The 7,374-nt window shown below is 57.6% G+C and carries 6 protein-coding genes; 3 read left to right on the top strand and 3 right to left on the bottom strand.

Going from position 1 to position 7,374, the window contains the following annotated elements; all coding sequences use genetic code 11:
• Together H5U08_RS06850 and H5U08_RS06845 are read right to left on the bottom strand one after the other, a co-directional pair.
• Nucleotides 1-639, bottom strand: a 639-nt coding sequence (locus H5U08_RS06850) for a beta-L-arabinofuranosidase domain-containing protein (RefSeq protein WP_297031547.1), incomplete at its 3' end; no start/stop codon positions are given.
• A gap of 262 nt (nucleotides 640-901) precedes the next feature.
• Nucleotides 902-1,885 (bottom strand): BON domain-containing protein, encoded by a 984-nt coding sequence (locus tag H5U08_RS06845; RefSeq protein ID WP_297031545.1) that lies wholly within the window; start codon nucleotides 1,883-1,885, stop codon nucleotides 902-904.
• 1,123 nt (nucleotides 1,886-3,008) lie between these two features.
• On the opposite strand from H5U08_RS06845, the gene pap reads away from it, so the two are divergent.
• Entirely contained in the window at nucleotides 3,009-4,496 is a 1,488-nt protein-coding gene (pap, locus tag H5U08_RS06840; protein WP_297031543.1) for a polyphosphate:AMP phosphotransferase, read from the top strand.
• A 19-nt stretch (nucleotides 4,497-4,515) separates the two neighbouring features.
• On the opposite strand, the gene H5U08_RS06835 is transcribed toward pap, so the two are convergent.
• On the bottom strand, nucleotides 4,516-5,715 hold the full coding sequence (locus H5U08_RS06835; protein ID WP_297031540.1) for a nucleoside transporter C-terminal domain-containing protein: 1,200 nt from the start codon (nucleotides 5,713-5,715) through the stop codon (nucleotides 4,516-4,518).
• 315 nt (nucleotides 5,716-6,030) lie between these two features.
• On the opposite strand from H5U08_RS06835, the gene H5U08_RS06830 reads away from it, so the two are divergent.
• Both H5U08_RS06830 and H5U08_RS06825 read left to right on the top strand, forming a co-directional pair.
• Nucleotides 6,031-6,339: an MTH1187 family thiamine-binding protein gene (locus H5U08_RS06830; RefSeq protein WP_297031538.1), complete on the top strand. Its 309-nt coding sequence runs from the start codon at nucleotides 6,031-6,033 to the stop codon at nucleotides 6,337-6,339.
• Between the two features lie 27 nt (nucleotides 6,340-6,366).
• Nucleotides 6,367-7,374 (top strand): FAD-binding protein (locus H5U08_RS06825; RefSeq protein ID WP_297031536.1); only part of this gene is annotated, 1,008 nt, incomplete at its 3' end.

The following is a 7,374-nucleotide window of genomic DNA, read 5'->3' as shown; positions in this document are numbered from 1 at the left end:
CATCTGCTCGTCAGTGAGGCGACTGTTCCGCGCGATCACCCAATCCCCGAGTTTCCTGGCCACTTCCAGGGCCTGCTGATTACCGCAGTACACATAGGCGTCGAGCAGCCCTGCCAGAATTTTGTGAAGCGTGTAATAAGGAGCCCAAACCCGTCCGGTGGTTTCAACCCGGTCAAAAAATTCTTCTGGAAACGCGCTGAGATACCCGTTGCCGAGTTTCTCCTGGCATTTCGCCAGTTCCTGGACCAAAAAGTGGACACGTTCCCGGAATTGGATATCGTCGGTACTCGCGTACATGAAGGAGCAGGCCGAGAGATAATGGCCCACAAAATGCCCGCGCAGTTCGCAATCTGGTCGCTCCCAGCCACCAAGCGGTGCCGCGTCGCTGGGGAGGCCCGCATTAATCCGAAACACATGCAAGAGGCGGTTGGGATCGAGAGAGAGGAGATATTGCGCGTCCTTGCGCATTGCGTGGAAGAATGGGCTGGGCAACAGACGCACGTCTTCCAGACGAAAGGGACAAACCGATAAGGGAATCTTCGACCCACTTTCACAGGCTCCCAGATGTTTGACAGGAGGCAGAACCGCGAAAGCACCCAGGACTAACATGGCAAATGAGAAGTGTGAGAGTAAGCGCATCAGCCAGTCCCTCCACAAACTCGTGTGGTTTTGCATATCCGATCGACCTCTCCTGGTTTAAAGCCCTGAGTGGAGCATAACTTGTATGCTATCCGTTTGAGTAACGATTATACACCTTTTTCCGTCAACCTATGCGTGCTCAGCGACAAATCATACGGGAGCAAACCGATACGCGAGTAGCCCACGTGCTAGACCAATAAAAAAGGCCCCGCGTTGAAGCGGGGCCCAAACGTCCGTCAGGCGGGAAGGATGCTTTTCTGGTTCAGTGACCCGTGATAGCTCGGAACAACCCGGAGAACGGTCCCTTGGTTGAGCCATCATCGAAGTCCAGGAACCACCAGCCGTCGTGCCATTCCAGAGTCACTTTGCGCCATCCAAGGGGCACCTGCGGATAGGGATAGAAAGGACCAATGTAGGGCCACGCGGTTGGGGAGTACTGTTTGGGGTAAGTGACCGCGGCATAATTCGGGTAAGCCGCGTAGCTCGGCCAGGCGTAGTTCGGCATGTTGGGCTGATCGTACCGCGCGGGGGCTGCTGCTCCCACCTGGCCGGCGTACATCGGCAGTGGGCGGCCCAGCGGTGCCGCTGCCGGGGGGGCTTGGGTCGCAGGGGCGGCCGGGGTCGGTTCCTGGGCCTGGGCGTAAGCGATCGGCAGAGGGCGAATCGGCCGCGGGGCGCTTTCCGTGGGTACCGTGGCCGAGGCAGGTGTGGCTTCGGCCGGAGGCTCCAGCGCCGGAATTTCCGGTGCCGCAAAGGTGGGACCTTCACTGACTGCGGTAGCAGCCGTCGGACGCACCGGTTGATTGGCGAACACAGAGGGAACGGGGTCCGCCTTCTGCACTTTCCCCGTGAGGGCTGGCGTGGCCACTGGGCGCTCGCCACCTGCCAGAGCGCCGATCGGCGAAGTCACCCGTTCAGGAGCCACTGCTCCCGTGACCGGTTGCAGACTGGACTGATCGGCGGGGGCTGCACTTTCGATCGCTAATTCGTTGATCACCGTTTTGACGCCCTGAACCTGGCTGGCAAGGCGTTCTGCAATGGCTTTCTGTTCCGGATCGGCAACCGTCCCCCGGAGCCAGACAGTGCCATCCTGACAGCGCACGCCAATCTTGTAGCCCTTGAGCTGACCGCTGTTTTTAAGCGCGCTGGCAATCTCCTGGGCCAATTCCTGGTTGCCTGCGAGCACCAGTTGGGGCGCGAACATCATGAACGCCGCGGCAATCCATGTGAACGAATGACCTCGCATGCCTGTCCTCCTGTTTCGGAAATCGCCCGACGGTCGGCATCTCCCTCGGAAGGCCGAATCGATTCCCGCCTGGATCTTGTGACCAATTTGTGTCAGGCTTACAACAAACCGAAATTCACCGTTCAAAAGCGAACGACGGCAACAATTTCCCGCATCCGGCCGGTTTGGTGTCTTTAGCCGGCGGGAAGAGTTCGCCTAGCTATAGGATTCGGAAAAACGGTGGCGGAAACCGGAGCTTTTTTCGGGTTTTAGCAAACTCAACGGTCGCTCCGTACACGCCGTAAATTTCCTATATTGCCAGCACTGCCACTGTTACGGATTGTGCGGTCGGCAAATCAGATCAGGTGTCCCCTAGCGACGGCGTTGATCGGTTGAAGGTTCGGACGAACGGCGTTCCCGGAGCAGCGGCACGCTTGCCGAGATGGATTGCCCGGGTCTGCGCAGTCCGGTTCTGGACAAAGTCCATCAAAGGTCGGTGTGGCAACTGGGAGAGAGTCCCAGTTCACACCGATCGGCGGTGAAAATGCCGTGAGAAGTCGGTAATCCCTATGAGCAGCATCACAGAGAAAGTCACAAGGCAAAGACACCAGATTTGGGGCGACTGCCCCGCTGCCCCCAATATCACACCACAAAGGAGAGCTAATGTCCCTCTGTAGGCGGGGATCGCCCATCTTCCAGTGGCTGGAAAGCGGGTACAAAGGGCCAGCGCAATTCCAACCACTGGCAAAAAGGTTACCAACACGTTTGCCAACACGATGGGCGCGGTAATATTAGCGAGCGACCACATTGCCATAATCCGAGTGTTTCAAGCTTCGCTCCAGGATACACGTACGATGGGCGTGGCGATTCTATCATTGCTCTCCCCGTTTCGGCCAGATCAATTCTTTTGAGGCCAACGTTTATCGAAGCCGACCAAGGCACGGGGGCAGCCGCGCAAAAGACGGAGGGCCGGTGTGTTTTTCGGCAGGCAATGTGGCGCAACCACTTGGGTTTCTCGCTCGTTTCTTTCCTTCCGTCCGGAGAAAAAAGCTAATTTTTCTCGGGGGAGATCTCGTGATCAAGCCAAAAGGCGTGTGATGGGGTCGGGAGTTTCCTTAACACCGGCGATACGAGGAAAAGCACAATGCTCGAGCTGATTGATCCCCGCCAGAAAGTCAAAAAGCAGGAGTACAAGGAAATTTTTCCGGTCCTCGAGCAAAAGCTGGCGGCATGTCAGCGGGCGGCGCGGGCGGCTGGCATCCCCGTGATCGTCGTGTTTGAAGGGTGGCACGCTGCTGGCAAGGGAATGGTCATCAACAGCCTGGCACAGGTGCTGGATCCCCGCGGGTTTCGTGTCCATTTGACGCTCCAACCCGACGTCGAAGAACAACGTCACCCGTGGATGTGGCGATTCTGGAATAAAATTCCTGGTGCGGGCGAGATTGCCATTTTCGACCATTCCTGGTATCAGCGCGCGCTCGATGACTTTGCGGAAGGGCGGATCTCCAAAAAAGAATTTCGTCAGGCGATTGCCGACATTTTGGAATTTGAAAGGCAACTCGCGGATGCGGGGACACTCATCGTGAAGTTCTGGCTCCACATTGACCCGCGGGTGCAGAAAAAACGCTTGAAGGCCCTCGCCTCTTCTCCGGCGACCCGATGGAAAGTCACTCCAGAGCAATGGCAGCAGAACAAAAAGTACAAAAAATGGTTCAAGCTGGCGAATCAGGTGCTTGAAGCCACCAGCACATTCCAGAATCCGTGGCAGATTGTGGAGGCTCATCAGGCCCGTTTTACGCGTTTGAAAGTGTTTCGGACGCTTGTCACGAAGATCGAGGACGAGGTTCAGCGACGTTCGAAGCAGCCTGCGGATCCTCCGTCTCCCATGCCTGAACCGCGCGAAGACGAGCTTCTGCGCCCGACGATTCTCGATCGCGTGGATCTCAGTCAATCGCTGGAGCGCGATCAATACGAAAAAGAGTTGAAAGGGTTGCAGGAATCGCTCTATGAGCTGGAGCACCGCTGCCATTTAGCCCAGGTGCCGGTGGTGATCGTGTTCGAAGGGTGGGACGCGGCCGGAAAAGGCGGAGTGATCAAGCGACTGACGCGGGGCCTTGATCCGCGAGGTTATGAGGTGGTCCCCGTCGGGCCGCCCACCGCTGAGGAAAAGGCCCACCACTATCTGTGGCGGTTCTGGCGACGGTTGCCAAAGACTGGTCATATCACGATTTTTGATCGTTCATGGTACGGGCGGGTGCTGGTGGAACGGGTGGAGGGTTTCTGTCGCGAGGAAGAATGGCAACGGGCATTTCGCGAAATCAACGAATTTGAAAAGCAGCTTGCCGACTTCGGAACTGTGATCATCAAGTTCTGGCTGCACATCGACCCCGACGAACAACTCCGCCGGTTTCATGCCCGCCAAAGTGATCCCAACAAACAGTGGAAAATCACCGACGAAGACTGGCGGAATCGCGGCAAGTGGCGGCAGTACGAGGTGGCCGTCAACCAAATGCTGGAGCGCACCAGCACCACGTATGCCCCCTGGACGGTGGTGGAAGCGAATTGCAAACTTTTCGCCAGGATCAAGGCACTCAGGACGGTTATAGACCGCCTTGAAGTTGCCGTCTCCTGAAGGGTCCGGTTTTCTCCGCTCAAAGGAGGACCGCCGCGACACAGGCTGTCAGGTAACACGCCAGAGTGCCGGCGATCATGGAGCGGAAGCCCAGTTGGGCGAGTTCCGACCGGCGACCCGGAACGAGCTTGCCGATTCCGCCGATCATCACGCCAATCGATCCGAGATTGGCGAAGCCGCACAGAGCGTAGGTGGCGATCGTGAAGGAGCGCGGCGCCAGTGTCGGTTTGAGGGCGGTCAGCTCCTGGTAAGCGATGAACTCATTGAGGATGAGCCGCTTGCCCAGCAGCATTGCCACCGTGGGGACGTCTTTCGGGTCAACGCCCATCAGAAAAGCAAACGGAGCGAAAAGATAGCCGGTCAATCTCTCGAGGCTGAGGGGCTCTCCACCCACGTTTCCAGGGAGGCTGAGGAGCCAGTTGGCAAGAGCGATGAGGGAAATAAACGCGATCAGCATGGCGGCCACGTTGAGGGTGAGGGTGAGACCTTCGCTGGCACCCCGGCATGCGGCGTCCAGGATGTTGGTGTCCTGTCTGGGAATTTGCACGCGGACAACCCCTTTGGTTGGCGAAATTTCGGTCTCGGGCACCATGATCTTGGCCACCACAAGGGCTGCCGGTGCAGAAATCAGGGACGCCGTGAGGATATGTCCAGCATCGACTCCCATGGCGACATAGGCAGCCATCACTGTCCCTGCGATGGTGGCCATTCCGCTACTCATCATGGCCATCAACTCCGAGCGCGTCATGCTTTCCAGATAGGGTCGGATCACGAGAGGAGCCTCTGTCATTCCGACATAGACGTTGGCGGCAGCCGCCAGGGATTCGGTGCCAGAAACGTCCATGACCCATACCATGATTTTCGCCATGGCTTTGACGAGGAGCTGGAGGACTCCGAGATGGAAGAGGATAGCCGTAAGGGACGACACGAAAATAATCAACGGCAGGACGACGAAGGCCACCTGGTGGTGTTTTGCTTCGGGGCCGAACACGAAACCGGTTCCCTGATCCACGCAGTACTGGAGACGCTCGATAAACAGGCGGCTGGCGACAAATGCTCCCTGTCCGATGTCCGTGCGAAGAAAGAGGAAGGCTATCAACCACTGCAAGAACAGACCGCTGAGAATCAGCCGCCAGTTCATCACCCGGCGGTTCTCCGAAAAAAGCCATGCCACCAAAAGGATGACTGCCACGCCTGCAACGGGAATGAGCCGATTCATCGTTGAACTTCCTCCCTGGCGTAGATGATGCGTCACGTCGACTGTGGGAATAATGCCATGGGCCGAGTTTTCTCAGGATCAAACTCGGTGAAGCGTTTCTTTCGATGCTGCTGGTCTACTCTTTGCCGGGAGTGGTAATATAAATAAGGCGCAAGCCGCCCCACAAGCCGGAAGGGCGCTCTTCCGAATCCGTCCGGGCGCTTGGGGGCGACATGATCAAAGGTGGTCAGAGGGGGCTTCCTCAGGTCGCCAGTAATCAGATCTGGGTGGCCGTGGCGGAAAACTACAAGATTCATGCTAACAGGGAGGCCTGCGATGGTTTTGCTGGAATTCAGTATTTATCCGCTGGATAAAGGTGAAAGCCTGAGCGCTTACGTGGCGCGATGCGTGGAAATTGTGCACACCAGCGGTTTGAAATACCAGTGCCACGCGATGGGCACCATTATCGAAGGCGAGTACGACCAGGTCATGGACGTGGTCCGGAAGTGCTTCGAAGCTCTTCAAAGGGACTGTCATCGCATCGAATGCATCATGAAGTTGGATTATCGCAAAGGATATCAGGACAGAATCTCGGGGAAAGTCCGCAGCATTGAAGAAAAACTTGGGCACCCCGTACAGAAATGAGTTGAACAAGAAGTAAGAGAGCCCGTCATGCCACGCCTCTCCCCGCGTGAGGAAGCGCTTCGCGAAATCACGGCACGGCTCGGTCGTGAAAATGTCCTCGTCCACCCGGCCGACCGGCTTGTCTATGAATGCGACGGCTATACCCTTGTCAAGTGCATGCCCCAGGCAGTTGTATTTCCTCGGTCTACGCGCGACGTTCAGCAGGTGGTCCGCATATGCCGTGAATATCGGGTGCCTTTGGTGGCCCGCGGTGCGGGAACGGGGTTGGCCGGTGGGGCCACACCAACCGATGAGGCTATCGTTGTCAGTCTGGCCCGATTGAACCGAATTCTTGCGGTTGATCTTGTCAACCGGCGAATCAGAGTCGAAGCCGGGGTTATCAATCTCGAATTGTCGCAACATCTCGCGGGGACGGGCTACCAGTTTGCTCCAGACCCGTCCAGTCAGGTGGCATGCACTTTGGGGGGGAATATTGCCACCAATGCGGGCGGACCCCATACGCTGAAATATGGGGTGACGGTCAACCACGTTCTCGGACTGGAGTGCGTGACCGGTGAGGGAGAGGTGCTCGAGTTGGAGCCGAGGTCGGACCCGGGAGATCTTGATTGGATTGGGGTGCTGACCGGCAGCGAGGGCACCTTGGCCATCGTGACCAGTGCCTGGTTGAAGTTGATCCCCGCTTATCGAGAGTTCATCACGCTCCGTGGGACGTTTTCGCGGATTGAAGATGCCTGTCGCGCGGTCAGTCGAATCATCGGTGCCGGGATCACGCCGGCGGCAATGGAGCTCATGGATCAGGGCATCCTTCAGGCCGTGGAAGAGGCCTTTCATTTCGGTTTCCCCACGGATGTCGAGGCAGTGTTGATCGTTGAGCTTGACGGAGTCGGACCAGCCATTGCAGCCCAGGCGGAGCAGGTTGCCACGTTCTGCCGAGAGTGTGGGGCGTGGGAAGTCTTGAGTGCGTCGGATGCGGCGGAGAGAGCTCGGTTATGGCAGTGTCGTAAATCGGCCGTGGGCGCGGTGGGACGGCTCAGC

The organism is Thermogutta sp., assembly GCF_014359955.1.
Lineage (GTDB): Bacteria > Planctomycetota > Planctomycetia > Pirellulales > Thermoguttaceae > Thermogutta.
This window is presented reverse-complemented; position numbering and strand designations above follow the sequence as displayed.